Raw genomic sequence first — 25,376 nt, forward strand, 5'->3', positions numbered from 1 at the left:
TTTATCTCCTTATCTGGTCAGTGACCCGCCATCCATTCATTGGTACAAAAGCTTGCCCAAAAGCACGCTTATACCCTTCTGTACCTGATTGTCCTTTGAGAAATCATAGTCCGAAAGGTCATCAAGGCCTGCCCTGTCACCGCTATATCTGTATTTCAGCACTATATCAGGCTTAATGCCCTTCTTGTGTATGCACTCACCGTCAGGAGTAAAGTATCTCTCTACGGTAAGCTTTACAGCAGAGCCGTCCCCTAAGGTAAACTCCTGCTGCACTATCCCCTTTCCAAAGGTCCTGGTGCCTATCAGGGTCCCGTACTTAAAATCCCTTACAGCACCCGAAAAGATCTCGGCTGCCGAGGCCGTATCTCCTGATACGAGCACAACGGTAGCAAGCTTCTCCTGCTTCTTGTCATCTGAGCTGAAGGTCGTCTTTTTGCCGTTCTTATCCATCATACAGACAGTGGTGCCCTTTGGCAGGATATCATCAAGTATCCTTGTCACAGAGTCCACAAGTCCACCGGGATTTTCCCTCAGATCATAGATCACAGCCTTCATTCCCTCTCCCTTTAGAGACTTAAGCTCCTTCTCGAATTCCTTTGCAGTAGTTCCGTTGAACTCGGCTATATTTATATAACCGATGCCATGCTCTTTGTCAAGCATCCGTCCCCATACAGACTGCGAGGTCAGCTTCTCGCGCCTTATGCTGACCTTTTTTCTCACGCCTGACCGGGAATAGACCACATTTACCTTACTGCCTGCCCTTCCCTTTATATGGCCTGTGAAATCTGAAAGGCTCATGTCGGAAGCTATATATCCGTCACAGGCGATTATATAGTCACCCTTTTTCAGTCCGGCCCGATCTGCCGGTGAACCTGAAAAGACCCTTACAACCTTTACCTTTCCGCTTGATGCATCCTTTGTCACACTGATCCCTATGCCAGTATACTTCCCGGAAGTCTCCTGCTGCATCTTCTTATATTCGGCGCTCGTAAGATACTCTGAATATGGATCATCCATTGCCCCGACAAGACCACGGTAGACTCCGGTCTCCTTATCCTTATCTGAAATATCCTTATAATAATATTTATCTATCAGTCCGGAAATGACCTTGACCTTTGCTATGGATCTTATGTTTAAAAAATCCAGATCGAAGGCCTTTCCAAGGATCAGATATGCTCCTGTAAGAAGAGCAGCAAGAAATACCAGAACACCTATGGCTCCGGCTAAAATGCCTTTTTTGAAATCACTTGAGCTTGCTTTTTCCTTATCAGACATGTAAATGCTTCTTTAGTGTAAGACGAGATCCAACGTAACCTATTCCTACTCCCAGTATCAGTGAAACCGGAACAAGGACTCTGAAAATGCTTCCGATCGGAGTGAACGAAAACATATTCGACAGTGCATCAAAACGGGTCGCAACGTAGCGGATTATCCTGCCATAGAGAGTATAGAGAAGAAGGAGCGGAATAATGGATCCTATAAGACCTATCGTCACACCCTCTACTATAAAAGGCTCCCTGACAAAAGAATCCTTCGCTCCGATTAGCTTCATAATAGCTATCTCCTCTTTCCTGACAGAGATACCTACCGTAATGGTATTGCTTATAAGAAAGACTGCAACTGCCACGAGCACAAGAACTATGCCCATAGAGATAAGCCTAACAAGAGCATTGAAGTCTGTAAGTGTGCGGGCCGTAGATGCAGACTGATGGACCTCACGGACTCCCTCTAGCGAGCTTAAATACTTTACAAGCTTAGCCTGCTTTGATACATCCTTCAGATAGATTTCGTAATTGGCCATGTCCTTAAGTGGATTGTCGTCTGCAAACGACTTGGCTGCATCCTTGTGGTTGCCGAAATAGCTTTTCTGGAACTCCTTCCAGGCCTCGTCAGCCGTCACGAACTTATAGGTCCTGACCTCTTTCCTTTTGCTTATGGCTGTACCTATCTTATCGATCTGGGTCTGGGTCGCGTTATTATCGAAATAAACAGTAACAGCAACACCCTTCTCGGCATTTTTGAGCATTCCGCCAAAGTTCATGCTTACCGCATAAAAGAGGCCGAAAAGAAATATGCAGGCTGTCATAGTAGCTACCGAGGCGAGCGAGAACATCTTGTTCCTCCATATGTTCTTTAGTCCCTGCCTCAGATTGTAGTTAAATGAGCTGAAATTCATCAGAGAGCCTCCTCTTCGTCGCTCATAAGAGTTCCCTTGTAGATAGTGATCACACGCTTGTTCATAGCCCGGACGATCTCCATATTATGGGTTACGACAAGGACCGTGGTACCGTCCTTATTGATCTCGTCGAGAAGCTTCATTATCTCCCAGGCATTGTGGCCGTCGAGATTTCCTGTCGGCTCATCCGCAAGAAGGATCTTGGGATGATTGACAAGAGCTCTTGCAATCGCAACTCTCTGCTGCTCTCCTCCTGACAGATGGTTGGGAAGAGAACGATATTTGCTGGCAAGCCCTACACGTGAAAGCATCTGCGGAACCCTTTTCTTTATCTCACGCTTTGAGGCTCCTGTGACTCTCATGGCAAAGGCCACATTTTCATAGACATTCCTGTCCTTTAACAGTCTGAAATCCTGGAATACACATCCGATCTTCCTTCTGTATTCAGGAATGTCCTTATGTCTAATCCTGGAAAGATCCTTACCTGCCACCTCGATCTTTCCTGCGGTAGGTGGGAATTCCTTAAGAAGAAGCTTGATCAGGGTAGACTTTCCAGAGCCGGAATCTCCGACTATAAATGCGAATTCACCCTGATCTATATCCATGCTTATATCCTTTAAGGCTGCCACGCCCTTCTCGTATGTCTTTGTGACATTTGTAAGTGTGATCAAAAATCCTGCGCCTCCATATACTTCATGTATTCTACAACCATCATGGCGATCTTGAATGTTATAGCATCGTCAAATACACGAAGATCCAGTCCTGTGCTCTTCTGGATCTTGTCGAGACGGTATACCAGTGTATTCCTGTGTATATAGAGCTGTCTCGATGTCTCAGAAACATTCAGACTGTTTTCAAAAAATTTGTTGATGGTAACCAGAGTCTCCTCATCAAAGTCATCAGGAGAACGGTCTCCGAATATCTCGCCAATGAACATCTTGCACAGAGGGATCGGCAGCTGATAAATCAGACGTCCGATACCAAGCACTGAATAAGCTATGATCTGCTTGTCTGAGAAGAATATCTTTCCTACGTCAAGTGCCAGCACTGCCTCCTTATAGGAACGGGACACATCCTTCAAGTCAGTAACTATAGTGCCATAGGAGATTCTGACTGCATCCTGCTGTCTGTCACAGAAAACCTGAAAGACGCTTTCGCAGGCCTTCTCTACTTCATCATAGCTGTTCTGTGCGAGCTGCTTTACTACTATTATATTATCCTCGTCAACCGCAGTGACGAAATCATGGTTCTTGCTTCCGAATATGCCTCTTACACACTCCATCTCGTCTCCGCGCTTGATCTTGTCATTTATCTCTATAACTATACAGACCCTTAAAGCCTCGACATCTATATGAAGCTTCTTTGACCTGTTGTAAATGTCGACGAGCAGGAGATTATCGAGCAGGAGATTCTTAATGAAATTGTCCCTGTCAAACCTTTCCTTATAGGCTACTGTTAGCTCAGAGAGCTGGAATGCACAGACCTTGCCCATTCCCTGCGCCTTGTCCTCATCGTCATCCCTTGATATAAGGATGAACTCCAGATTGCCATCGTCATATACCTTGAAAAAGTCGCAGCCGTCCATTACCTGGCTCTCTGCATGGGACTTGGCAAAGTCGACCGTTGACGCACTGTAACGGGGGGCATCAGTCATTGTGGAGGCCAGCACAGCACCCTCCGGATCCGTAACAGCAAAATCCACCTTTGTGATAGCACATAATCCGTCTATCGTCTTTTGTAAAATCTGATTAGTGATCATTATAACCCCCATTGGTAAATGTGCACTAAAAATGCCTGTCATTTTTGAGCAATATTTACAAGTACTCCTTATAGTTTAATACAATCTGACGAAAAATAAAAGACCTTTTTGTTACTTTTTATGCATTATGCGTGAAAAACAGCATTAAAAAAGCACCCCCTGTGAGGGGGTGCCACCTTTATAGGATCAAAGTACACGACGGACTGCTGCTATGTTTCTGTAATTTGCATTAGAGATCTTGATACCGTCACGGGCATTTGATGCATGAACGATACGTCCTCCGCCGATATAGAGTGCTACGTGTCCGCTGTAGCAAACAATATCACCAGGCTGCATCTCTGATGTGGAAACTCCTCTTCCTACGCTTCTGTCAGCTGATGATGAATGAGGAAGACTAACACCGAACTTCCTGTATACACTCATTACAAATCCTGAGCAATCAGCTCCATTTGTAAGAGATGTACCGCCCCATACATACGGATTCCCTACGAACTGGCAGGCATAGCTTGCAACTGAGCTTCCGCTGCCGCCTGAAGGAGCCTGATATGATGAGCTTCCTGATGACTGGCTCGATGATGAAGACGAAGAAGATGAAGATGAAGACGAAGAAGATGATGCGGATGAATCTGAAACCTCATCTCTTACTACTGCTCTTGCTGCCTTTGCCTTCTTAGCTGCCTTAATAGACTCTATTGTCTTAGCATGTGAGAAGGTATCTCTTACTGTGACATAATCAGCTGAAACATATCCCTTGTCATCATCAGCCTTTACCTTGATCCAGCCATCCTTCTCATCTGCTAAAACCTTAAGTTCTGAGCTGCCAGGTACAAGATCTAAAACCTCTGAATCCGAATCAGCCTTTGCACGAACCTTGAGTGTTGTGGTATTTACTGTAGCTACAGGAACAGCTGCCTTCTCGACCGCGTCCTTGCTTCCTACTGTAAGATACTCATTCTTGACCCAGCCTGTAACCTTTCCGGACTTGATCTTGGTCCAGCCCTTCTTTGTATCGATGACATGACCGAGATTGTCATTGTAGATATGGCCTACAAGCTTTGAGCTCTGGCTTGCATGCTTTCTTACATTCGCAAAATCTGAAACCCTTGCGATCGCGAGCTTGTCATACTTCTGCTGCTCGGCTGCTTTCTCTGCAGCTGCCTGATCCTCCTCAGCATCAAGCTCATCTGATGTATCTGAAACTATATCTGCAAGAGCTCTGTTGACACCTGAAAGAGTACTTCCAGTACCTGTAACAGCCTGATCTGCTGTATCAGCCTGACTGGCATCCGTATCATTAGTTGCAAGCCTTACCATTGCGGAAGCTCCGGCAACCGGTGCTGCCTGTGTCGGAAGTGCTGCTCCTGCAAGCATGATCCCTGCTGAAAGTGTAAGTGCTGCCGCCTGTACCTTGCGATTACGATTCATTCTTATAACCTCTTATAAATTTGTTATATTGTCATTAACAGTTATTACAAATTTGTTACATTTGTTAATATACACTGGTAAGAGGTTTTTGTCAAGCTATTTCTTAAAAAAAAATTGAAAAAATTTCAATATTTACTACTGCCTTTACTGCGTTATGTAATCATAGGCCGATGTAGCGGCATTGGCTCCGTCCGCTGCCGCCGTGATCACCTGGCGAAGCTTCTTGGTCCTTATATCTCCGGCCGCAAAGATCCCTGGAATGCTTGTAATGCAGTCCTCGCCGGCCTTTATATAGCCTCTTTCGTCCATATCAGGAAGTCCATCAATGCCATCGGTTTTTGGCCTTGTCCCGACAGCCATGAACACTCCGTCTACAGGGATAAGCACGGTCTCTCCTGTCGTCCTGTTCTCTGTTTCAAGACCTCTTACCTTATCCTCACCCCCTACAGACTTTACTACAGTATCCATAACAAGTGTAACATTTGAGATCCCCTCCACCTGTCTTGCCAGGGACCTGGCTCCGCGGAACTCGTTTCTTCTATGGATCAGATATACCTTTTTTGCAAAGCGTGACAGATAGATGGCGTCACCTAAGGCCACATCTCCGCCTCCGACTACAGCGACATCCTTTCCTCTGAAAAAGGCCCCGTCGCAGGTCGCGCAGTAGGATACTCCCTTTCCTCTGAACTTTTCCTCTCCCGGCACACCGAGCTGCCTGTGATCTGCTCCCATAGCAAGGATAACCGTCCTTGTCTCTATCTCCTCCCCGCTCTCAAGGGTCACCTTAGAAGCTGTAACTGCCTTAGCAGTTCCGTCCATAAACTCGCATCCGAGCTTAGCTGCGTGTTCCCTGAATTTCATACCCAGCTCCATTCCGTTTATCCCCGGAAGTCCCGGATAATTATCGACTACATCGGTTGTAGCTATCTGCCCTCCTCCTACAGGAGTATTCTCTATAAGAAGAGTCCTAAGACCGGCTCTGACCCCGTATATGGCTGCCGAAAGCCCGGCAGGGCCGCTTCCAATGATCACTGTATCGTACATATGCTTCTCCTTTCTAGAATGCCTGATGCTTTACTACAGCATACTCATTATCAGATCTGTAAAACGGGCATTCCTTATAATGCGACGAAAAAAGACGGACCATATCATCCTCGTCTATATCCACATCGCAGACATAAGCCTCATCGTCCTCATCATAGACATAGTTATTACATGACTCACACATTCCGCTCATAGAAGGCCACCTCCATATCCACGCGTGATTAGTACCTTATCATAAACGAGGCTATTTTTCAAGAAATCCCAAGCCTTGTCACCATATATCATATCTGTTATTATTTTCATGTCTTACATTTGATAGGAGGTAAAGATGACAAAGCTTATCGATAGAAAAGATGCCGACAGGAAGTTTACCTGGGACCTAAGCTCCCTTTATAAAAGCGATCGGGACTGGGAGCATGCCTTTACGGAGCTTGATCAAAAGACCAGTGCTGTCATGGCCTTTCAGGGAAGATTAAAGGATGCCCCTACTATAAAGGGCTATTATGACAGCATGACAGACCTTTCACTTCTCCTTGACGACCTTTTCTGCTATGCCTCGCTTAGAAAGAACGAGGATAACGGAGCTGACAAGGGACAGAGGATGTATCAGAGGATCTATTCCGAGTATACACGTGTCTTAAGCGCGACCGCCTTTGCCGAGCCAGAGATCCTTTCGCTGGATCAGGACACCTTAAATGAAATAAAGGAAAGCGATGAGCTAAAGGACTACCGTTATACCCTGACCCTTCTTATAAGAAGAAAGGCCCACACCTTAAGCGCTGATCAGGAGAAGCTTCTGGCCTCATTTACAGCTGCACTTGGCGCTCCTAAGGATATAGCCAACACCCTTCAGGATGTGGATCTGACCTTTGATCCGGTGACAGACAAGAATGGGCAGCCCATCGAGGTGACAGGAGCTAACTATATCCTGCTCCAATCCTCTGACGACAGGATCCTGAGAAAGAATTCATTTGACAGCTTTTATAAGGGATATGAAAAGCATATAAATACATTTGCAGCAGCCTATCAGGGTGCCGTCAGATCTGCCTGCGCAAGGGCAGCTGCAAGGGGATATGTAAGCAGCCGTGCCATGTCCATGGCTGAGGAATGTATACCTGAAGATGTCTATGACAACCTGACCGCAGCGGTAAGGGATCATCTGCCAGCTATGTATGACTATGCTGCCTTAAGGAAAAGAATCCTTGGTCTTGATGAGCTTCACTACTACGACCTCTATGCCCCTCTTGTAAAGGGCAACGAAAAAAGCTACTCTCTGGATCAGGCAGAGGAAATGGTGCTTGAGGCACTCTCACCTCTCGGAAAAAGCTATACAGATACAGTAAGGAAGGCCTTCAAGGAAAGATGGATGGATGTCTATCCAAACAAGGGAAAGACATCAGGCGCATACTCATCCGGTACCTACAGGAGCAACCCTTATATACTTTTGAATTTCACAGGAACCCTTGACTCTGTTTCTACTATAGCACATGAGATGGGTCATTCCATGCAGACATATCTGTCAAACCATAAGCAGCCGCCTCAGTATGCCGACTATACGCTCTTTGTAGCCGAGGTTGCATCAACTGTAAATGAAAACCTGCTCGTATCCCATCTCCTGAAGACAACTGATGATCCGCGCGAAAAGCTTTGCTATCTGAATCAGTATCTGGAGGGCTTCAAGGGGACTGTCTACAGGCAGACCATGTTTGCAGAATTCGAGGATAAGGCCCACAGGCTATCTGAAAAAGGGGAGGCACTGAATGCCTCCGCCTTAAATGATATATATGAGAAACTGATAAAGGACTATTTCGGAGAAAATCTGACCTACGACAGTCAGGTAAGGCTTGAATGGGCGCGTATCCCTCACTTCTACAGGCCATTCTATGTATATAAATATGCGACAAGCTACTGTGCTGCAGTTGCCATCTCCGAGTCTATCCTTGATCATAAGGAGGGAGCTCTCGAGCACTATCTCGAATTCCTGTCAATGGGCGGGAGCGCCGATCCTATAGATGAGCTTCGCCATGCAGGAGTTGATCTGACAAGGCGTGATCCGATCGACGCTGCCCTTGACCGGTTCAAGGACTATGTGGATCAGGCATCTTCTCTTATTTAGTGAAGTGATCTCTGGCAAAGGTCATATCTGAAACGACCTCCATTGTTCCAACATATCTGCCTGTCCTGTCACGCACAGCCATATAGCGGATCAGGACAGGCCTGCCTTCGCGGTTGGTCCACAGATCAACCGAATCCTTTTCTCCGCTTTTAAGCTCACCTATCACCATTCTGACCATAGGCTCGACCTTTGGCGGATGGCAGGTATATACCTCCCTGTCTATCGCAGCAAGAGGTCTTTTGAAAAGCTTCTTTTCTTTTCCTGAATTGAAATATCTGTTTATATCATTTTCATCGATAAAGGAGATCTCTAGCGGGATCGTATCAAGCATGGCGTTAAGCTGCTCGACGCTCATATGACCTCCCGGGAATCTGACCTCTGACTCAGATGAAGACATCTCAAATGAAGGAGATGCCTCCTCCCACTGGGAGAACTCTACTCCAGGCAGGGACTCATAATCAGACAGATCCCTTGCAATGCCCTTCCAGACCTGCTCGCTGAAATTCTTTGCGCAGAGAGGGAAAAGGATATTATCCTCCTTATAGACCATCTCCTCTGCCCTGGTAAGGACCCTGTCTATCCTCTCCTGCCAGGCGGTCTCATCCATTCTCTTTGGATTTCTTTCTGCTTCGCCAGTCAGAGTACGGAGCTCATCTCTTATCTCGTCATCCACACCCCACATCACATCTGAGGGACCTCTGAAGCCATAATCCTTTTTAAGGACTGGATATATCAGGTCGCCTTTTTTTGCATAATGAAGAGCTATCTGTCTTGTTCTTTCAAGAACAGGGAGAATGTCCTTCTTTTCTGAAAGTGCCCTTCTGGCCTCCGAAAGCTGCTTTTCCACAGCACGGTTTTCAAGATAGAAAATATTCAGAGGATGTCCCTTTATCTCTCTTAGTCTGGTGAATTCCTCGCCGGCCCCGTCACTTCTCTTAAGCCTTTCAGATATTCCAAGCGATTTATTAACCGCTTTTTCCGCATTATCTATCCTCTCCTGGACAGTAGCTCCATGAAAAAGAGCCGAATGGACATCGCAGAGTCTCTGTACATCAGAGATCTTTGTTCCTGACTCTATCATAGCCTGCTCTGCCTTAGCAATCTCTGCCGCATCGACATCGCTGAAGTTTGCGATGAACTCGGCCTTTACCCTTTCAAGGTCCTCTCCCTCACTAAGTCTCTTTACATAATCCTTAAGTAGCTCTGCTCTGTCTGCCATGTTATTTTCCTCCATTTCTTATCTTCTGGAAAAAATATAACACCGCAGACTGACCTTGTACGTTGCAAATCCAACATTAAATTTTCCCGCTGGTTATAGAGACATTCTCCTCTCCTGCGAATTTCCTGACCTCTTCTATCAGATCCTGATCTATCCTTATATGAAGGCTTGAATATTTCTTCATAAGCTTCTGGTCTGCAATAAAGGCAACTATGGTATCATCGCCCCCTGGCCTTCCCTCAAAGATCGACAGGAAGCTTTTTTCTATATCAAGAAAGGTCTTCTTGTCAGAAAACCTGACCCAGAGCTCCTTTGTCAGATCCTTGAAGCTTATCACCTGATCAGCAATAAAGGTCGCGTCCTCCTCGTCATCAACAGAGGCATGACCCTTTATCAGATACTTGCCGTCCTCAACTATTGAATTCCTGTACTTATCAAAGCAATCCGGGAAAAATATGATCTCCATAGAGCCATAGAGGTCCTCAGCGGTGACAAATGCCATGGCTCTGTCTGTCCTTGTATATTTGACCGAGATCTCATTTACTACTACACCAATGACACCACGCTGATTCTGCACCACATCAACTGTCCCGGTCTCCTCGTTCCTGTGGAAATCCCTCGAATAAAGCGTTACATTCTTCTTTATCACAGGAAGATATTCCTCAAGAGGATGACCGCTTATATAGATACCCATGACCTCCTTCTCGAAGGAAAGCAGCATATCCCTGTCAAACTCAGGCGTGACAGGAAGTGAATGCTCAAGCTTCCTTCTGTCCTCATCCGAGGAGATAAGGTCCATAAATGACATCTGGCCTGTGACCATATCCTTCTGCTCACGGGAGATATCATCCATTATGGTGCTTATCCCTGCATACATTGACCTGCGGTTGGCCCCGAAGCAGTCGCAGGCTCCGGACTTGACCAGATTTTCCATGGTTCTCTTGTTGAGGCCAAGCGGAATGCAGCGTCTGAGGAAATCCTCATAGGAAATATATTTTCCTCCTCTTTCTCTTTCCTTTACTATATTGTCAGCCATCGCTGACCCAAGAGCCTTCACAGCATTAAGCCCGTATCTCAAGCTTCCATCGCTTACAGAGAACTCTCCTCTTCCCTCATTCACATCAGGAGGCAGGACCTTAAGTCCCATATCCCTGGCTGCATTCAGATAATCATAGAGCTTGCCTGAGGAATCGATCACAGAGGTAAGGAGGGCTGCCATATACTCAGCAGGATAATAATATTTTAAAAATGCTGTCTGCATACTGAGAACTGCATAGCAGGCCGCATGAGATTTATTGAAGGCATACTGGGCGAAATCCAGCATGGAATCGTAGATCTCGTTTGCTACCCGCTCCGACTCCTGATCACTGTCGCAGATATGGTTCTTGATGCAGCCCGGCACATATCCCTTCTCACCGGGATTTCCGCTTCCATATACAAAGGAGCTTCGGCCTGCCTGAATCTCATCCTGATGCTTCTTTGACATGGCACGCCGCATGATATCGGCCTGGCCCATCGAGTAGCCGGCCAGTGACTGCACGATCTGCATGACCTGCTCCTGATAGACTATGCAGCCATAGGTATCCTTAAGGATAGGTTCAAGAGCCTTACATTTGTATACTACAGAATCCGGATCCTTCTTTCCCTTTATATAATCAGGTATGAACTGCATGGGACCCGGACGATATAGGGAGATACCGGCGATTATATCCTCAAACGATGACGGAGCAAGCTCCTTCATGAAGGACTGCATTCCGGCTCCCTCCAGCTGGAAGACACCTGCTGTCTTTCCTGTGCCTATGAATTCAAGAGTCTTTTTGTCATTTAAGTCAATGTGGTCGATATCCACATCTATGCCACGGTTTTCCTTTATATTTTTTACAGCATCCTTTACAACTGTAAGTGTACGCAGGCCAAGGAAGTCCATCTTCAGATAGCCGAGCTGCTCGAGCTGTATCATGTTGTATTCACAGGCAGGAGTCCCGTCCTTTGATCTGCCCTGAGGCATGCACTGATCGGCCCTTTCAGGATAGATGACTACACCGGCTGCATGCACTCCTGTGGACTTTGGAATACCCTCAAGCTCCTCTGCTGCCTTAAACCATTTTATATTCTCGGGCGACTTTCTGGCCGTCTCAGCCAGATCCGGCACCTTCTTAAGGGCAGCCTCAAGTGTGATATTGAGCTCATTGGGAATAAGCTTTGACACCCGGTTTGTCTCGGAAAATGGTATACCCATTGCCCTTCCCACATCCTTTATCACTGCCTTGGCCTTCATATTCTGGAATGTAGTGATAAGGCTTACGTGGTCAGCTCCGTACTTGGAGAATATATAGTCGCTTATGACCCTGTTTCTCTCACGGTCCTCGAAATCCACGTCAATATCCGGCATTGATACACGCTCTGGATTAAGGAAGCGCTCGAAGAGAAGGTTATATTTCACAGGATCAATGGCAGTAATACCTATACAGTAGCAGACCCGGCTTCCGGCAGCCGATCCACGGCCCGGCCCTGTCTTGCAGCCATGGGTATTTGCCCAGTTGATGTAATCCCATACTATAAGGATATATTCGACGAAACCCTTCTCCTTTATTACGGAAAGCTCTTTCATCGTATCCATATGGATCTGCTGGCGCTGATCATCGTTATAATCAGGGTTGTTTACATATCTTTCAACGAAACCCGTTTCGATAAGTTCCGTAAGAAAGTCCAGAGCACTCTGTCCTTCATGTCCCTCAGGCAGAGTATAATTAGGTTTCTTGTACTGGTTGAATACAAAGTCAACCTGACATCTGTCCGCTATCTTCTGTGTATTTTCTATTGCATCGTCAAAATCCGGGAAGAGCTCCCTCATCTCTTCCTCGCTCTTGACATAATACTGGCCGCCCTCATAGCGGATCCTGTCCTGGTCTGTGACCAGCTTGTTCTCCTGCATGCATAAAAGCACATCATGGCTCTCTGCATCCTCAGGCAGTGTGTAATGGCAGTCATTTGTCACGACAAGCGGTATACCTGTTTCCTTACTTATCCTTATTACTGTCTGATTGGTGATCTTCTGCTCAATCGAACCATCCAGATGATTCTGCATCTCAAGGAAATAATTACCCTCTCCGAACACCTTCTGATACCAGAGCGCCGTCTCCTTAGCCTTGTCATAGCTTATCATCGCGCTTCTCGCGACCTCTCCGGCTATGCAGGCTGACAGGGCAATAAGTCCCTCGTGATATCTTTCAAGACATTCATGATCTATACGGGGCTTGAAATAAAAGCCCTCTGAATTGCTTATAGAAACAAGCTTTATAAGATTCTGATATCCGGTCATATTCTCGCAGAGAAGAATAAGGTGGTAATATCTGGCATCGCCCTTCCTTGCGTTCTTATCAAGCCTGCTTCCTGTGGCCACATAGACCTCGCATCCTATAACCGGCTTTATGCCTGCCTTTCTGGCCTTCTGGTAGAACTCTATGGCTCCGTACATATTTCCATGGTCAGTGATAGCAGCCGCATTCATTCCCAGGGAGCTTACTCTTGCTATATAGTTATCTATCTTGTTGGACGCATCAAGTATAGAATACTGTGTATGCGTATGCAGATGCACAAAAGACATTTGTTACCTCCGATTTTAACAGCTCAGGTAATTATACCATAAAAGCGGATTCTTTTGTCCTCTTGATCAGTTATTCTCCTAGTGACAAAATTCACAAAGTTTTCTATCTTCAAAGACCGCAATCAACAGAATTACATCTTGACGGATAATGAGTATTCAGGAATCTGTGGCATCACAGAGGATGAGCCTGCAGCAGGCTTTGATCCTTAGATAGAGCAGTTGTCTATAAAAAAATTTCGGAATGGCTATATTCGTTGTTATAACAACATAAAATCGTTTCATCCCAAACTATACTAGGGATGGTTACAAAAAAAGCAACAGACAACAGGAGGAATATTCACGATGGACAAAGTAATAAATTTGAAAGATAATGTTGCAGCAATCTGCGATGCATATCCTGAGGTAGTTGATGTTCTGGTAGGATTAGGATTTACTCCTCTCGCAGATCCAGAGCACAGAAGGATCATGGGAGTTCATGTAACGATCCCTGAGGCTGCCGGAAGACATGACATACCGCTGGAGACAATTCTGCATGCACTGAAAGAGAAGGGATTTACCTTTGAGGAGTAATCAGGATTTCATATAAATCCTCTGGCTACTAAGGCCGAAAGCACAGAGACAAGAGCGAACGTAAGCGAAGCTCTTGTCTCTATGCTTTTGGCCATAATGAAGTTCTGCTCGCTAAGCTCAAGCTGCGCCTACGGCTTGCTTTCGCTAACAAGGAAGTTCTTTTCGCTAAATTCGAGCTTCGCCTATGGCTCGCTCTCATTAACAAGGAAGCTGTCTTCGTTAAGCTCGAACTTCGTCTTCGACTCGTTCTCGCTAATCTCAGACAGCGGCCTCGCACCTCGCACCTCACACCTCTCACCTCTCCCCTTATAACTCCCTTATCAGATTTACCATCTCGATTGCGCTCTCCGCACAGTCTGCTCCCTTGTTCCCTGCCTTTGTGCCTGCACGCTCTATGGCCTGCTCGATCGTATCAGTAGTAAGCACTCCGAACAGAACAGGTATGTCCGTATTAAGCGCCACATTCGCAACCCCCTTTGATACCTCACTGCATACATAGTCATAGTGGCTTGTTGCCCCGCGGATCACAGCGCCAAGCGCGATCACAGCATCATAGTTTTTACTGTTTGCCATTTTCTGAGCTATGAGAGGGATCTCAAAAGCTCCCGGAACCCAGGCTACCGTTATATCACCAGCGTCGACTCCATGACGGAGCAGGACATCCTGGCATCCTCCCAAGAGCTTTGAAACTATAAACTCGTTAAACCTGGCACATACTATCCCAATCCTTATTCCTTCTCCTGTAAGCTTTCCTTCTAATACCTTCATTTATTCTGCCTCCTTATTATCAGTATCAAAATTCAACAGATGTCCCATTCTCCTCTGCTTTGTCTTCAGATAGAAAAGATCCTCTGTGGTAGCGGGTATCTGAATAGGAACCCTTTCTTCTATCTCAAGGCCGAAATCACAAAGCTGGTAAATCTTGTCCGGATTATTGGTAAGAAGCCGCATGGTCACAACTCCAAGATCCTTTAGTATCTGTGCTCCTGTCCAGTACTCTCTTAAGTCCGGTGCAAATCCCAGTTTCACATTTGCCTCAACCGTATCAAAGCCCTGCTCCTGGAGAGCATAGGCCTTAAGCTTATTGATAAGCCCTATCCCGCGGCCCTCCTGTCTCATATAAAGAAGCACTCCCCTGCCTTCCTTCTCGATTGCTCTCATGGCTGCCGCAAGCTGGTCTCCGCAGTCGCATCTTTTCGATCCGAACACATCACCAGTCAGACATTCGGAATGGACCCTGCAAAGCACGCTTTTCCCATCACCTATATCTCCCTTTACCAGGGCCACATGGTGCTCGCCTGTAATATCATTCACATAACCATAGATTCTGAAATCCCCGTAGCGGGTCGGCATCTTTGCCTCTGCCTCACGGACCACATGCTTGTCATGAAGACGACAGTAATCCTGAAGCTGCTTTATCGTGATAACTGAGATGCCCCATTTCCTTGCATTCTCTAAGAGCTCACTAGTCCGCATCATGGTACCGTCCTCACGCATTATCTCGCAGCAGAGTCCGCACTGCTCAAGGCCAGAAAGCCTGCACAGATCAACGGTCGCTTCGGTGTGTCCGTTTCTTCCAAGCACTCCTCCCTCCCTTGCCACCAGCGGAAATACATGTCCCGGGCGACGCAGTTCCTCAGGTTTTGTCTTCGGATCAGCACATTTCCTGCATGTATATCCTCTTTCCTCGGCCGAAATACCGGTAGTAGTGTCTACATGGTCTATTGATACGGTAAATGCCGTATTGTGATTGTCTGTATTTACCTTTACCATCTGCTCTAGTCCCAGACGACCAGCCACCTCAGAACTCATAGGTGTGCATATAAGTCCTCTGGCATGACTTGCCATGAAATTCACATTCTCAGTCGTTGCAAACTGTGCCGCACAGATCAAGTCTCCCTCGTTTTCCCTGTCCGGATCATCGATCACCATTAAGAGGTGTCCGGCCCTGATCTCCTCTAAGGCTTCTTCAACAGTACAATAATCTTCTTCCATTTTTCCTCCTAAAATCCATTTTCCTTAAGAAAATCCAACGAAATACCGCTTTTCTTATCATTAAGCAGCCTGTCTATATATTTACCTATTATGTCGGTCTCTATATTTACTATATCAGAGGCCCGCTTTTCTTTAAGTATGGTAACAGAGGCCGTATGGGGAATTACCGATACTATAAAACCATCTGTCATAAGATCAGCTACAGTAAGGCTTATCCCATCTATCGTGACAGAGCCCTTTTCTACTATATGTCTTAAAAGGCCCTTATCAGCCCTTATGGTATACAAAAGTGCATTGCCATCTGCTCTAACCGAGCTTATCACTCCGGTCCCGTCGACATGTCCTGTGACAATATGTCCTCCGAACCTTCCATTGCATGGCATAGCTCTCTCCAGATTCACATGACTTCCGATCCTAAGCCTGGCAAGTGAGGACCGGCTTACGGTCTCATGCATTACATCTGCCTTAAAGCCTCCCTTATCCACTTCTGTCGCGCTAAGACAGACTCCATTTACAGCCACGCTGTCACCTGTCACGAGGTCTGCGGCTATAAGCGGTGCACATATTGAGAGAGCTCCGTAGCTTCCATACCTTTCAATACTGCGGACAGATCCGATTTCTTCAACTAATCCTGTAAACATTGCTCTTGACCTCTCCTTCTATCAGGAAATCATTTCCAAGCTCCCTTACAGTCACATCCTTAAGAGCCATGGCCTGATCCGGATATCCGACTCCCTCTCCGCCAACAGGAGACTTAGCCAGCTCTCCACCGAAAAGTCTGGGCGCTATATAAGCTAAGACCCGGTTTACTATCCCGCTTCTCATCGCGCTCCAGTTAAGACTGGCTCCTCCCTCGATCAGTATGCTGTCTATCTCCTCCTGGCCCAGGCGCTCGATAAGACTTGAAAGGTCTACCATACCATCCCTTTCAGGAAGACTATAAACCTTGCAGCCTGCCTCAATATAGGCTGCCTTTCTCTCACAAGAGACAGCTCCCGCCACCATGATAGTAGGAATCTCCCTCGCAGTTCTTACTATCCTGCTGTCCATCGGGGTTCTAAGATGCGTATCGCATATTATCCTGACAGGGTTCCTGCCTCCCTCTATCCTGCAGTCAAGCATGGGATCATCGGCTATGACAGTACCAACCCCGACCATTATGGCCCTGTAGTGGCTTCTCTGTCCGTGGACATCCCTCCTGGCCGCCTCTCCAGTAATCCATTTTGAGGCTCCAGTCCCTGTAGCTATCTTACCGTCCATTGTCATCGCATATTTCATTACGACGTAGGGAGTGCCTGTGGTGATATAGTGAAAGAAGACATAGTTTATAGCGTCGCATTCCTCCTCAAGGACTCCTGTCTCGACCTCTATACCATGCTTCCTTAAATATTCTATCCCTTTGCCAGCGACAAGAGGGTTTGGATCCGATGAGCCAATGACCACCCGGCTGATCCCAGCCCCGACCAGAGCCTCGGTGCAGGGCGGCTGCCTGCCTGTATGACAGCAGGGCTCTAATGTCACATACATGGTCCCTCCTTTTGGATCCTCACTGCAGGCCGCAAGAGCCTCCCTTTCTGCATGGAGTCCACCGCATCTGTGATGGTATCCCTCTCCTATTATCTTCTCATCCTTTACTATCACTGCTCCGACCATGGGATTGGGGCTGGTCCATCCCATTCCCTTCTTAGCAAGTGAAAGAGCAATCCTCATGTAATCCTTATCTTCCATTTTTCCTCCAAGAAAAAAACACCCTGAACAAATGTCCCGGGCGTTCATAAAATCAGCATATCATCTAAAAATAAGCTCCGGAATGATATCCATTCCAGAGCTTATGATCAGACGCATTATAATAATCCTGCGATTATATGATCTTCTTTCATCCAGACTATACTGTCGGCTCCGGAATCTGACCGGATCATGCCTTTCGGCTCGTGGGCTCTACCACCGGTGGGGAATCTCACCCCGCCCTGAAGACTTCTATTCATTTCAAAAAAGTATAAGGCTTAATTTCCATTTTGTCAACGATAAATTATTTTTCCTTTGCCATTGGCTGGGAGGCGATAAGGAGTATAGTACCTATATAGACTCCCATCATAGACAGTACAAGTAATGCGAATGCGACTATAGCTCCTCCGCTCAGGGCGTTCGGAAACATGGCCTCTATCACGAATGAGAGCGAATTAAAGCTGATATGGAGAATGATCGTGACTAGAAGGCTTCCTGTCCTGTGGGCTATGAATCCAAACATAAGGCCTAAGAGGAAGGCATAGACAAACTGGATCAGATTGCCATGTATCAGGCCAAAAAGGAGAGCCTGAAGTATATTTGCCCAGAAAAAGGACATGGACTTCTTGAAATAGCCAAGAGTAAGTCCACGGAATACAAGTTCCTCACTGATCGGCCCAAGGATGGCTGAGTATATCAGCATCAGAGGGGTAATGCCTCCTGAAAGACCTGTAGTCTTAAGAAGCTTCATATATCTTGCAAGCTCCTTAGGAAAGGCAGCACTCAGAAGTGATACCAGAAAGCTCGATATGATCTGTGCTCCGAATACGAAGAGGATCACACCGGCTATCACCATGAGTGGACGAAAGCCCTTAAGACTCATGCTCCTGCATTCGAAGCTGCATCTGTTTCTTTTGAACCAGGCCCCGAAGATCACAAGAGCGAATATACTGTATATAAACAGAGTAACAGAATAAAATCCCTTCCCTGTGAAGCATTTCATGAAGATCTTCATCAGATCATCGTAGCTGCTTCCGGAGAATGTAGCTCCATAGTAGACAAAGAAGAATTCAGCTACTATGATCGAGATCACATTCTGCAGGACAAATACGACAACAGTCGGCAGAATTCCAAGAAGTATATTTTTCCCTTTATTTGACACTTAAAAACTCCTTAAGCTCATCAACCCGCCTCTCGGCATCCTCTCTTCCGTTCTGATAAAGCTCCTCCATAATATCCTGATCGACCTTGTAAGTGCTGACCTTTATATCTGCGCTTGGAGAAAATGTAATGACCTTTCCCTGATCGCGCATCTGCCTGATCTTGGTGATCTGTCTGTTATAGAACTCATGACGATGACGCAGCCTGTAGATAACAGCCGGATACTTACGGAGGGCAAAGGTAAAGATCACTCTGTGCTTCTGAGGCTGCATAAGGTAGCCCTCAGGCTTTGAAAAAATGACCACTGCCTTTCTCACTCCCTTCTCCCAGGCCCTCTGTATAGGAAGCGAATCGCTTACTCCTCCATCGAAGTATTCTCTCCCGTCTACGAGCTGGGGATTACTCATCACAGGAAGGGCACAGCTGGCCTTTATGGCTGCATAGTCATTTCTCTTCATATCCTTTTTATTAAAATATGCAGCGTGACCAGTCATGGCATCTGTAGCAACGACCTCGAATTCGCATGGATTGGCCTCCATAGCGTCATAGTCAAGCGGATCAGCTCCATCCTCGTTGGTCAGCGTGCTGTAGATATAGTCAAGGCCGAAGAATGAGCCTGTACGGATCAGATTGTCAAGACTGGCATACTTCTTTGACATGGAGTGGATCGAATAGAATCTGCGGTTTCTCTCTCTCTGTCCGGCCACATAGGAGGCCGCACAGGCGCTACCTGCTGAAACGCCGTTTACATAGTCAAAGTTTATATCATTCTCCAGAAAAACATCAAGCACACCGGACGAATAGGCGCACTTCATGCCTCCGCCCTCTACTACAAGTCCTGTTTTCATCTGTACCTCCTTAATGGAAAAGGGACTGGTCCTTTTCACCTTCCACAGATAAGCTATGTGGAAACGAAAATCAACCCGTCCCTTTCTGAATAGTTCACTTTTCAGACTGCCTCGGAGTCTTTATCATCTGACTCTCACTCGACCCTGTCAGGATGCTCTTCAGCCCAGAGACGCTCCGCTACCGGCTTCCATGCCTTTGCATACGGAGCGGTCTTCTCGTAGAGAGCCTCAGTTGACTCAGGTGACTCAGGATCTGTAGGGAAGGCCTTTCCCTCCTTTACCAGCTGTCCTAAGATCTCAGGGTTCTCAAGCATAGGACAAGGGCGGAGCATATTCTTGTTGAATGGCTGCTGCTCCTTGTAGAGCTGGAAGATAGGCTGCTTGAAGCAGTCAAGCAGGCTGTCCTTACGGATATTGGCACTTGAATAGTGGATGAATACGCAAGGATCCACATCTCCTCTGGCATTGATATGGCAGTACTCTCTTCCTCCGGCAACACAGCCTCCCACGAACTCACCGTCATTCTGGAAGTCAAGAGCGAATATAGGCTTGCCGCCTTCGAAGCCTCTGATCTCCCTTACACGGTGGAACATATACTCACGCTCCTCAGGTGTAGGGCAGAGCTCCGGAACCCCGGCAGCGCCTGTAGGCATATAGTGGAAGTACCAGATATAGCGGGCTCCCTTATCTACGAGAAGATCAAGGAACTCATCGCTTGTGACATTCTTATAGTTGACATGGGTGTAGCAGATAGAGCATCCGAAGAAGAGCTTATGCTTCTTCAGAAGATCCATTGCATGCATTACCTTGTCGAATACACCGTCTCCGCGGCGTCCGTCATTAGCCTCTGCGAAGCCCTCTACTGAGATAGCGAAGCTCATGTTTCCACATTCAGCAACCTGCTTGCAGAAGTCCTCATCAATAAGGGTTCCGTTTGTGAAAGGCTGGAAATATGAGGTATTGTGCTTCTTTGCAAGCTTTATCAGATCAGCCTTCCTGACGAGAGGCTCTCCACCTGTAAACAGCCAGTTGTGGATACCCATTTCCTCACCCTCTGTGATAAGCTTGTCAAGCTCCTCGTAGGTCAGGTTCAGCTTATTGCCGTACTCTGCTGCCCAGCAGCCTGTACAATGAAGATTGCAGGCTGATGTAGGATCGACAAGGATAGACCATGGTACATTACAGCCTTCCTTCTCTCCAAGTGCTCTGGTGTCCTTATATCCTCTGAATGCTGACTCATATCCGAGATTCAGTGCAGCCATCTTTATAAGTCTTGGATCGACCTCATCAAAGATCTTGTTGGTGAACTTCATCCACTTACTGTCCGGATCAGAAAACTGAGCACGGAGTGCATCATATGCTGCGTCAGGCCAGGTGTCCTTGAGAACCTTCTGGACCAGATCGATCATCTGGCACATTGCCTTTCCTCTGCCCTTGTCCACATGCTTTAATGCTGCTGTTATAGCTACGTCAAAGGCAGCTCTTTCTGCCTTATGCTTTAAGCTGGCCATTAGAATTTCCCTCCTGAATACTTACTTATAATTTCCAATTACTACTAATAATAAAAGTACAGAGCCTATTTTTCAAGAAACAGATTTCAGAAAATGTAGCATGTAAAGCCTTTTCAGAGAAAATCGTAAAAAGAGACTTGACTTTTTATAGCTGTACTAGTATTATTAGTACAGTTCAAACGAAAGGAGTTGATTCTTTGAATTTTCTTGACTTGCAGGATCCACGTCCGATCTACGAGCAGATAGCGGATATGTACAGGAAGCTGATTCTTAAAGGCGCAATGAAGCCCGATCAGCCAATGCCATCCGTCCGTTCTCTCTCGGTAGAGCTTTCCACGAATCCCAATACCGTCCAGAAGGCCTTTGCCTCGCTTGAGCGAGAAGGGTATATATATACTGTAAAGGGAAGGGGAAGCTTCGTGAAGGACAATATAGATCTGAAGGAAAACAAAGTAAAAGAGCTTAGGGAAAGGCTTGCAGCCATCCTTGAGGAGGCCCGCGAGCTCGGCATAAGCAAGGAGGAACTGTTCGAATGATAGAAACAGTAAAATTAACAAAGACCTTTGGCGCTAATAAGGCCTTGAATGATATCTCTCTTCAGATAAACGAAGGAGAGATCACAGGCCTTGTCGGGACGAACGGCGCCGGAAAGAGTACCCTGCTTCGGATAATAGCAGGCATACTTCGTCCTGACTCCGGCCAGGTAAGTGTTGACGGGAAAGCTGTATATGACAACCCTGAGGCCAAGAGGGATTTTTTCTTTGTCCCGGATGAGCCCTACTTTTTCACAAATGCTAACGGCCTTTCCATGGCAGCCTACTACGAATCGATCTACCCGACCTTTGATATGGACAGGTTCAGAAAGCTTTCAGAGGCCTTCTCGCTTCCTGTAAAAAGCAGGATATCCACTTATTCCAAGGGGATGAAAAGACAGCTTTCTATCCTTCTTGCGGTCTCCTCAGGGACTAAGTATATAATGCTTGATGAGACCTTTGACGGGCTCGACCCTGTCATGAGGACAGCTGTCAAGTCACTTTTCGCGGAAGAGATGTCAGAAAGAGGACTTACACCCTTTATCTCTTCCCATAGTTTAAGAGAGCTTGAGGACATCTGTGACCATGTCGGGCTACTCCATAAGGGAGGGCTTTTACTCTCGGAGTCGCTTGACGATATGAAGACAGGCCTTCTGAAGCTCCAGTGCGTCTTCTCAGATGAAGGCGATATTTCTACTGTAAAGGAGAGCCTGCATATAATGGCAGACGAAAGACAGGGTATGCTTCATGTGATGACCGTAAAGGCTGACAGGGCTAAGGCTCTTGAGGTATTCTCTCATATCGACACAGTATTTTTCGAGATACTGCCTCTCTCACTCGAGGAATTATTTATTGCAGAAACGGAGGACAATGGCTATGATGTCAGGAAACTCATCATCCAGTAATTATATAAAAATGCAGAAAAATCTGCTTGGAAACAGGAAATGGCTTGTGATCCTTGCCTTTCTTACCTTCATTCTATACAACGGAGTATTTCTGGCTCTGGCTCTATCTACATATGATGCAAAGCCTGTCATGACAGCAAAGGATCTCTTAAGCTACAGTGGCTTTGACCGGATCATCACGATCGTCGGCGCCATCCTGCTTGGACTGGAGAGCTTTCACTGGTTAGACAGCCGGACAAAGCTGGACTTCTACTGGAGTCAGCCAGTCAGCAAAAGGTCTCTGTTTGTTTCTACTGTAATAAACAGTATAGGAATCTACACAGCCTCATATCTGCTGTCATTACTTATTGGACTTGTGATCGCAGGGATAGGAGGAGGCATGAATGGCTCCGTACTTCTGCTAGCCTTCATTGGCTTTATAAGGAATTTCTTCCTTTTCCTGTCTGTGTATTTCTATGCTGTTCTTGCAGTGATGCTTACAGGAAATATCATAGTAGCCGTGATAGCAGACGCAGTCCTGCTCACATTTGGGCCCATATTCGACTGGAGCATAAACCACTGCATGGGCTTTCTTAAGACCAGGGCCTATGGCAGTGCCTTTACTACACATGGTATCCTTAGTCCCCTTTATACCGTTACTGACTCAATGAGCACTAATGGAGCCATATTACGAAACCTCTTCTGTGCTCTTCTCTCACTCGTCCTTTCATATCTGCTCTATAAGCACAGGAAGGCAGAAGACGCAGGAAATTCGGTCCCACTGCCTGTCGTAAGACGCATAACAAAGGTGATCCTGATCTTCCTCTGCTGTATCTTAAGCACTGCTTTCTGTTCAGACAGCAGTACAATAACTGCAGCCACAGGAGCTGTCATTGCTGTAATGATAATAAGTGCCGTCGTAGTCGGAGGCATAATGGAGACCATATACAATTCAGACGTCAGGGCCGCCTTCAGGGGATACGGATATTCTATAGCAGGCTGTGCTGCTGCCCTTATCCTCTTCCTCGGATGCTACTACGATATAGCCGGCTACAACAGATGGGTGCCTGCTGCACAGGACGTAAAGAGCGCCTATATCACTCCTGAAGGAATAGAAGACAGCTACCGCAGCAGCTATTCGAAAAAATACATGAAGCTTACCGATATAGACACCTTAAACTCCCTTCTTACTATAGGAGAGCAGACCATAACAAGGGATCCTTATGCTAAAGGTATCAGGCTAAATATAAGCTACAGGATGAAAAACGGCCATACAAGGACCCGCAGGGTGATAATACCAGGAAGCGCCTTTTCCAGCATGAACTCGGTGTTTAAAAGCCAGAGCTTCAAGGAGGGGTTTTTCACGGTCTACCACGACAGTCACTTTACATCACAAAAAGACTTCGGAATAACCTACTATTACATGGACAAAAACGCCGAGGAAAACAGGACAAAGACTTTAACAGGGAGCAATATTGATACCTACAAAAAGATCAGGGAGGCCTATATAAAGGATCTCGATTCATATGATATAGATACAGCAGCCTTTGAAACCCAAGCAGGCAAGATAGAGATCATAACACTAGAAAATGGAGTTGAAAAGGAGCGTACCTTCCTTCCTGTATACAAAAGCTTTACAAACACTATAAATGCCCTAAAGAGCGAGGATATGTATGCAGATGTCACCCCTTTATCTGATTATTACGATTCTGATTCGATGCCATTCTATTTAGGTCAGAAAAGCTCTTTTCTAGGCCACGAAAACGACAAATGATCCATTCATTAGTACGAAAAAAGGACCTCTCCGGGATTTAGGAGAGGTCCTTTTTTCAGAAGAACATCATGACAGTAGAGAAAAGCGTAGTCGCAACTACAGTTATCACTATTATCATTGCTATAAGCCTTGTATGTCTTTTTCTCAAAATATCACCTCAAATCCACCTGTAAAGGTCTCTGCCGGCTTTAAGGCCTGTGAATACTTCCTGTCGGCAAGCTCTCCGTCAAAATCGACTCCGTCGGCTCTTCCGAACCACGGCTCTATACAGATAAAAGGAGCATGCTTTCCGACCGGCGACCAGATACCAAGCAGAGGACTGTCAAATACCACTGTAAGGTAAGCCTTACCTGATGGTCCTAGAAGAGACACCTTATCAGCCTGTCTGTCCTCTATAATAAGCGCATCATCTGCGAAAAGCTGATCGGATGGAGTAAGCCTTCCCTTATCCAGCTCTATCTCCTTAGTCTCATTATTTACAAGTCCCTCAGATGAGAGAGTATGTACTGTAAGATGAGACGGAGCAAAGCCCATTTTCTCAAAGTATATACCATATTCACTCCAACTGCCCTGACCATTTACAGGACACATAAAGGCCGGATGTCCGCCGATAGAAAATGGCATATATACATCTCCTGTATTTGTGACCCTCCAGGTAAGCTTAAGACCCCTGTCTGTAATGTCATATTTTATCCTAAGATCAAATTCAAAAGGATATTTCTTCAGAGTCTCCTCCGATGAGAGCAGCTGATAAGTGATTGAGTCGTCCGTCCTTTCAAGAAGACAAAATTCCATATCACGGGCAAAGCCATGCTGTCCCATACTATATGACCTGCCATCAAGCCTGTATTCCTTATTCTTTAAGGAGCCTACAAAGGGAAAAAGCACCGGTGCGTGCCTTCCCCAGAATGCCGGATCTGCATTCCACAGATACTCTATTCCTCCCTTTATCAGGGAGACTGCCTCTCCTCCAGCCGTATCCGTCGTAAGAGTGCATCCGTTTCTTTCAATTACTGTCTGCATATCCTC

Annotated in this window: 22 protein-coding genes and 1 riboswitch; of the genes, 5 read left to right on the forward strand and 17 right to left on the reverse strand. The window is 46.3% G+C overall.

Annotated elements, in window-relative coordinates; all coding sequences use genetic code 11:
* Positions 1-36 precede the first annotated feature (36 nt).
* The 7 genes from ACTNCK_RS05535 to ACTNCK_RS05565 all read right to left on the reverse strand — a co-directional run bounded on the left by ACTNCK_RS05535 (position 37) and on the right by ACTNCK_RS05565 (position 6,597).
* A complete protein-coding gene (locus ACTNCK_RS05535; RefSeq protein WP_441081490.1) occupies positions 37-1,275 on the reverse strand; it encodes a S41 family peptidase in 1,239 nt (412 codons plus the stop codon).
* Positions 1,268-2,176 carry a permease-like cell division protein FtsX gene (ftsX, locus tag ACTNCK_RS05540; protein ID WP_441081491.1) on the reverse strand — a complete coding sequence of 303 codons (909 nt, stop codon included), beginning with the start codon at positions 2,174-2,176 and terminating at the stop codon, positions 1,268-1,270. The genes ACTNCK_RS05535 and ftsX overlap by 8 nt, the downstream gene beginning before the upstream one ends.
* The gene (ftsE, locus tag ACTNCK_RS05545) at positions 2,176-2,847 is read right to left on the reverse strand and encodes a cell division ATP-binding protein FtsE (RefSeq protein ID WP_441081493.1); all 672 of its coding nucleotides are present in this window, start codon (positions 2,845-2,847) and stop codon (positions 2,176-2,178) included. Before ftsE ends, ftsX begins: the two co-directional genes overlap by 1 nt.
* Complete coding sequence (locus ACTNCK_RS05550) at positions 2,844-3,935, reverse strand: PucR family transcriptional regulator (RefSeq protein ID WP_441081495.1); 1,092 nt, start codon at positions 3,933-3,935, stop codon at positions 2,844-2,846. The genes ftsE and ACTNCK_RS05550 overlap by 4 nt, the downstream gene beginning before the upstream one ends.
* Positions 3,936-4,121: 186 nt before the next feature.
* A complete protein-coding gene (locus tag ACTNCK_RS05555) occupies positions 4,122-5,360 on the reverse strand; it encodes a C40 family peptidase (protein ID WP_441081498.1) in 1,239 nt (412 codons plus the stop codon).
* A 144-nt stretch (positions 5,361-5,504) separates the two neighbouring features.
* On the reverse strand, positions 5,505-6,404 hold the full coding sequence (trxB, locus tag ACTNCK_RS05560) for a thioredoxin-disulfide reductase (protein WP_441081500.1): 900 nt from the start codon (positions 6,402-6,404) through the stop codon (positions 5,505-5,507).
* 13 nt (positions 6,405-6,417) lie between these two features.
* Entirely contained in the window at positions 6,418-6,597 is a 180-nt protein-coding gene (locus ACTNCK_RS05565) for a DUF6472 family protein (RefSeq protein WP_441081502.1), read from the reverse strand.
* Between the two features lie 135 nt (positions 6,598-6,732).
* Here ACTNCK_RS05565 and pepF point away from each other — a divergent pair, with 135 nt between their 5' ends.
* On the forward strand, positions 6,733-8,520 hold the full coding sequence (gene pepF, locus ACTNCK_RS05570; RefSeq protein ID WP_441081504.1) for an oligoendopeptidase F: 1,788 nt from the start codon (positions 6,733-6,735) through the stop codon (positions 8,518-8,520).
* On the opposite strand, the gene ACTNCK_RS05575 is transcribed toward pepF, so the two are convergent.
* Positions 8,513-9,739 (reverse strand): DUF438 domain-containing protein, encoded by a 1,227-nt coding sequence (locus ACTNCK_RS05575; RefSeq protein WP_441081506.1) that lies wholly within the window; start codon positions 9,737-9,739, stop codon positions 8,513-8,515. The genes pepF and ACTNCK_RS05575 overlap by 8 nt on opposite strands.
* Positions 9,740-9,815: 76 nt before the next feature.
* Positions 9,816-13,346 carry a DNA polymerase III subunit alpha gene (locus tag ACTNCK_RS05580; RefSeq protein WP_441081507.1) on the reverse strand — a complete coding sequence of 1,177 codons (3,531 nt, stop codon included), beginning with the start codon at positions 13,344-13,346 and terminating at the stop codon, positions 9,816-9,818.
* Positions 13,347-13,688: 342 nt separating this feature from the next.
* On the opposite strand from ACTNCK_RS05580, the gene ACTNCK_RS05585 reads away from it, so the two are divergent.
* Positions 13,689-13,916, forward strand: coding sequence for a DUF1858 domain-containing protein (locus ACTNCK_RS05585; protein ID WP_441081508.1), 228 nt, complete (start codon positions 13,689-13,691; stop codon positions 13,914-13,916).
* A gap of 306 nt (positions 13,917-14,222) precedes the next feature.
* Here the strand turns inward: ACTNCK_RS05585 and ribH are convergent, their stop codons facing one another.
* The 7 genes from ribH to ACTNCK_RS05620 form a co-directional block, all read right to left on the reverse strand.
* Complete coding sequence (ribH, locus tag ACTNCK_RS05590) at positions 14,223-14,684, reverse strand: 6,7-dimethyl-8-ribityllumazine synthase (protein WP_441081509.1); 462 nt, start codon at positions 14,682-14,684, stop codon at positions 14,223-14,225.
* A complete protein-coding gene (locus tag ACTNCK_RS05595) occupies positions 14,685-15,911 on the reverse strand; it encodes a bifunctional 3,4-dihydroxy-2-butanone-4-phosphate synthase/GTP cyclohydrolase II (protein WP_441081511.1) in 1,227 nt (408 codons plus the stop codon).
* An 8-nt stretch (positions 15,912-15,919) separates the two neighbouring features.
* On the reverse strand, positions 15,920-16,552 hold the full coding sequence (locus ACTNCK_RS05600) for a riboflavin synthase (RefSeq protein WP_441081514.1): 633 nt from the start codon (positions 16,550-16,552) through the stop codon (positions 15,920-15,922).
* Positions 16,533-17,639, reverse strand: a complete 1,107-nt coding sequence (gene ribD / locus ACTNCK_RS05605; RefSeq protein WP_441081516.1) for a bifunctional diaminohydroxyphosphoribosylaminopyrimidine deaminase/5-amino-6-(5-phosphoribosylamino)uracil reductase RibD — start codon at positions 17,637-17,639, stop codon at positions 16,533-16,535. The genes ACTNCK_RS05600 and ribD overlap by 20 nt, the downstream gene beginning before the upstream one ends.
* 136 nt (positions 17,640-17,775) lie before the next feature.
* Positions 17,776-17,890: riboswitch (FMN riboswitch) on the reverse strand.
* Between the two features lie 50 nt (positions 17,891-17,940).
* Positions 17,941-18,798 (reverse strand): lysostaphin resistance A-like protein, encoded by an 858-nt coding sequence (locus ACTNCK_RS05610; protein ID WP_441081518.1) that lies wholly within the window; start codon positions 18,796-18,798, stop codon positions 17,941-17,943.
* The gene (locus tag ACTNCK_RS05615) at positions 18,788-19,645 is read right to left on the reverse strand and encodes a patatin-like phospholipase family protein (RefSeq protein ID WP_441081520.1); all 858 of its coding nucleotides are present in this window, start codon (positions 19,643-19,645) and stop codon (positions 18,788-18,790) included. Before ACTNCK_RS05615 ends, ACTNCK_RS05610 begins: the two co-directional genes overlap by 11 nt.
* A 134-nt stretch (positions 19,646-19,779) precedes the next feature.
* Positions 19,780-21,156, reverse strand: coding sequence for a radical SAM protein (locus ACTNCK_RS05620; protein ID WP_441081522.1), 1,377 nt, complete (start codon positions 21,154-21,156; stop codon positions 19,780-19,782).
* Between the two features lie 197 nt (positions 21,157-21,353).
* On the opposite strand from ACTNCK_RS05620, the gene ACTNCK_RS05625 reads away from it, so the two are divergent.
* From ACTNCK_RS05625 to ACTNCK_RS05635, 3 genes are read left to right on the forward strand one after another with little or no spacing between them, the layout of a single operon-like run.
* Positions 21,354-21,692 carry a GntR family transcriptional regulator gene (locus ACTNCK_RS05625; RefSeq protein ID WP_441081524.1) on the forward strand — a complete coding sequence of 113 codons (339 nt, stop codon included), beginning with the start codon at positions 21,354-21,356 and terminating at the stop codon, positions 21,690-21,692.
* The gene (locus tag ACTNCK_RS05630; protein WP_441081527.1) at positions 21,689-22,594 is read left to right on the forward strand and encodes an ABC transporter ATP-binding protein; all 906 of its coding nucleotides are present in this window, start codon (positions 21,689-21,691) and stop codon (positions 22,592-22,594) included. Before ACTNCK_RS05625 ends, ACTNCK_RS05630 begins: the two co-directional genes overlap by 4 nt.
* A 10-nt stretch (positions 22,595-22,604) precedes the next feature.
* Entirely contained in the window at positions 22,605-24,347 is a 1,743-nt protein-coding gene (locus ACTNCK_RS05635; RefSeq protein WP_441081529.1) for a DUF6449 domain-containing protein, read from the forward strand.
* Positions 24,348-24,491: 144 nt separating this feature from the next.
* On the opposite strand, the gene ACTNCK_RS05640 is transcribed toward ACTNCK_RS05635, so the two are convergent.
* Positions 24,492-25,370, reverse strand: a complete 879-nt coding sequence (locus ACTNCK_RS05640) for an aldose 1-epimerase family protein (RefSeq protein ID WP_441081530.1) — start codon at positions 25,368-25,370, stop codon at positions 24,492-24,494.
* Positions 25,371-25,376: the final 6 nt, after the last annotated feature.

The sequence above is a fragment of the Candidatus Weimeria sp. HCP3S3_B5 genome (genome assembly GCF_052064335.1).
GTDB lineage: Bacteria > Bacillota > Clostridia > Lachnospirales > Lachnospiraceae > Weimeria.

Bases quoted from the DNA above. Each gene is read 5' to 3' on its own strand.
- ACTNCK_RS05535 (WP_441081490.1), bottom strand. From the start codon at position 1,275: ATGTCTGATAAGGAAAAAGCAAGCTCAAGTGATTTCAAAAAAGGCATT.
- ftsX (WP_441081491.1), bottom strand. From the start codon at position 2,176: ATGAATTTCAGCTCATTTAACTACAATCTGAGGCAGGGACTAAAGAAC.
- ACTNCK_RS05550 (WP_441081495.1), bottom strand. From the start codon at position 3,935: ATGATCACTAATCAGATTTTACAAAAGACGATAGACGGATTATGTGCT.
- ACTNCK_RS05555 (WP_441081498.1), bottom strand. From the start codon at position 5,360: ATGAATCGTAATCGCAAGGTACAGGCGGCAGCACTTACACTTTCAGCA.
- trxB (WP_441081500.1), bottom strand. From the start codon at position 6,404: ATGTACGATACAGTGATCATTGGAAGCGGCCCTGCCGGGCTTTCGGCA.
- ACTNCK_RS05565 (WP_441081502.1), bottom strand. From the start codon at position 6,597: ATGAGCGGAATGTGTGAGTCATGTAATAACTATGTCTATGATGAGGAC.
- pepF (WP_441081504.1), top strand. From the start codon at position 6,733: ATGACAAAGCTTATCGATAGAAAAGATGCCGACAGGAAGTTTACCTGG.
- ACTNCK_RS05575 (WP_441081506.1), bottom strand. From the start codon at position 9,739: ATGGCAGACAGAGCAGAGCTACTTAAGGATTATGTAAAGAGACTTAGT.
- ACTNCK_RS05580 (WP_441081507.1), bottom strand. From the start codon at position 13,346: ATGTCTTTTGTGCATCTGCATACGCATACACAGTATTCTATACTTGAT.
- ACTNCK_RS05585 (WP_441081508.1), top strand. From the start codon at position 13,689: ATGGACAAAGTAATAAATTTGAAAGATAATGTTGCAGCAATCTGCGAT.
- ribH (WP_441081509.1), bottom strand. From the start codon at position 14,684: ATGAAGGTATTAGAAGGAAAGCTTACAGGAGAAGGAATAAGGATTGGG.
- ACTNCK_RS05595 (WP_441081511.1), bottom strand. From the start codon at position 15,911: ATGGAAGAAGATTATTGTACTGTTGAAGAAGCCTTAGAGGAGATCAGG.
- ACTNCK_RS05600 (WP_441081514.1), bottom strand. From the start codon at position 16,552: ATGTTTACAGGATTAGTTGAAGAAATCGGATCTGTCCGCAGTATTGAA.
- ribD (WP_441081516.1), bottom strand. From the start codon at position 17,639: ATGGAAGATAAGGATTACATGAGGATTGCTCTTTCACTTGCTAAGAAG.
- ACTNCK_RS05615 (WP_441081520.1), bottom strand. From the start codon at position 19,645: ATGAAAACAGGACTTGTAGTAGAGGGCGGAGGCATGAAGTGCGCCTAT.
- ACTNCK_RS05620 (WP_441081522.1), bottom strand. From the start codon at position 21,156: ATGGCCAGCTTAAAGCATAAGGCAGAAAGAGCTGCCTTTGACGTAGCT.
- ACTNCK_RS05630 (WP_441081527.1), top strand. From the start codon at position 21,689: ATGATAGAAACAGTAAAATTAACAAAGACCTTTGGCGCTAATAAGGCC.
- ACTNCK_RS05635 (WP_441081529.1), top strand. From the start codon at position 22,605: ATGCAGAAAAATCTGCTTGGAAACAGGAAATGGCTTGTGATCCTTGCC.
- ACTNCK_RS05640 (WP_441081530.1), bottom strand. From the start codon at position 25,370: ATGCAGACAGTAATTGAAAGAAACGGATGCACTCTTACGACGGATACG.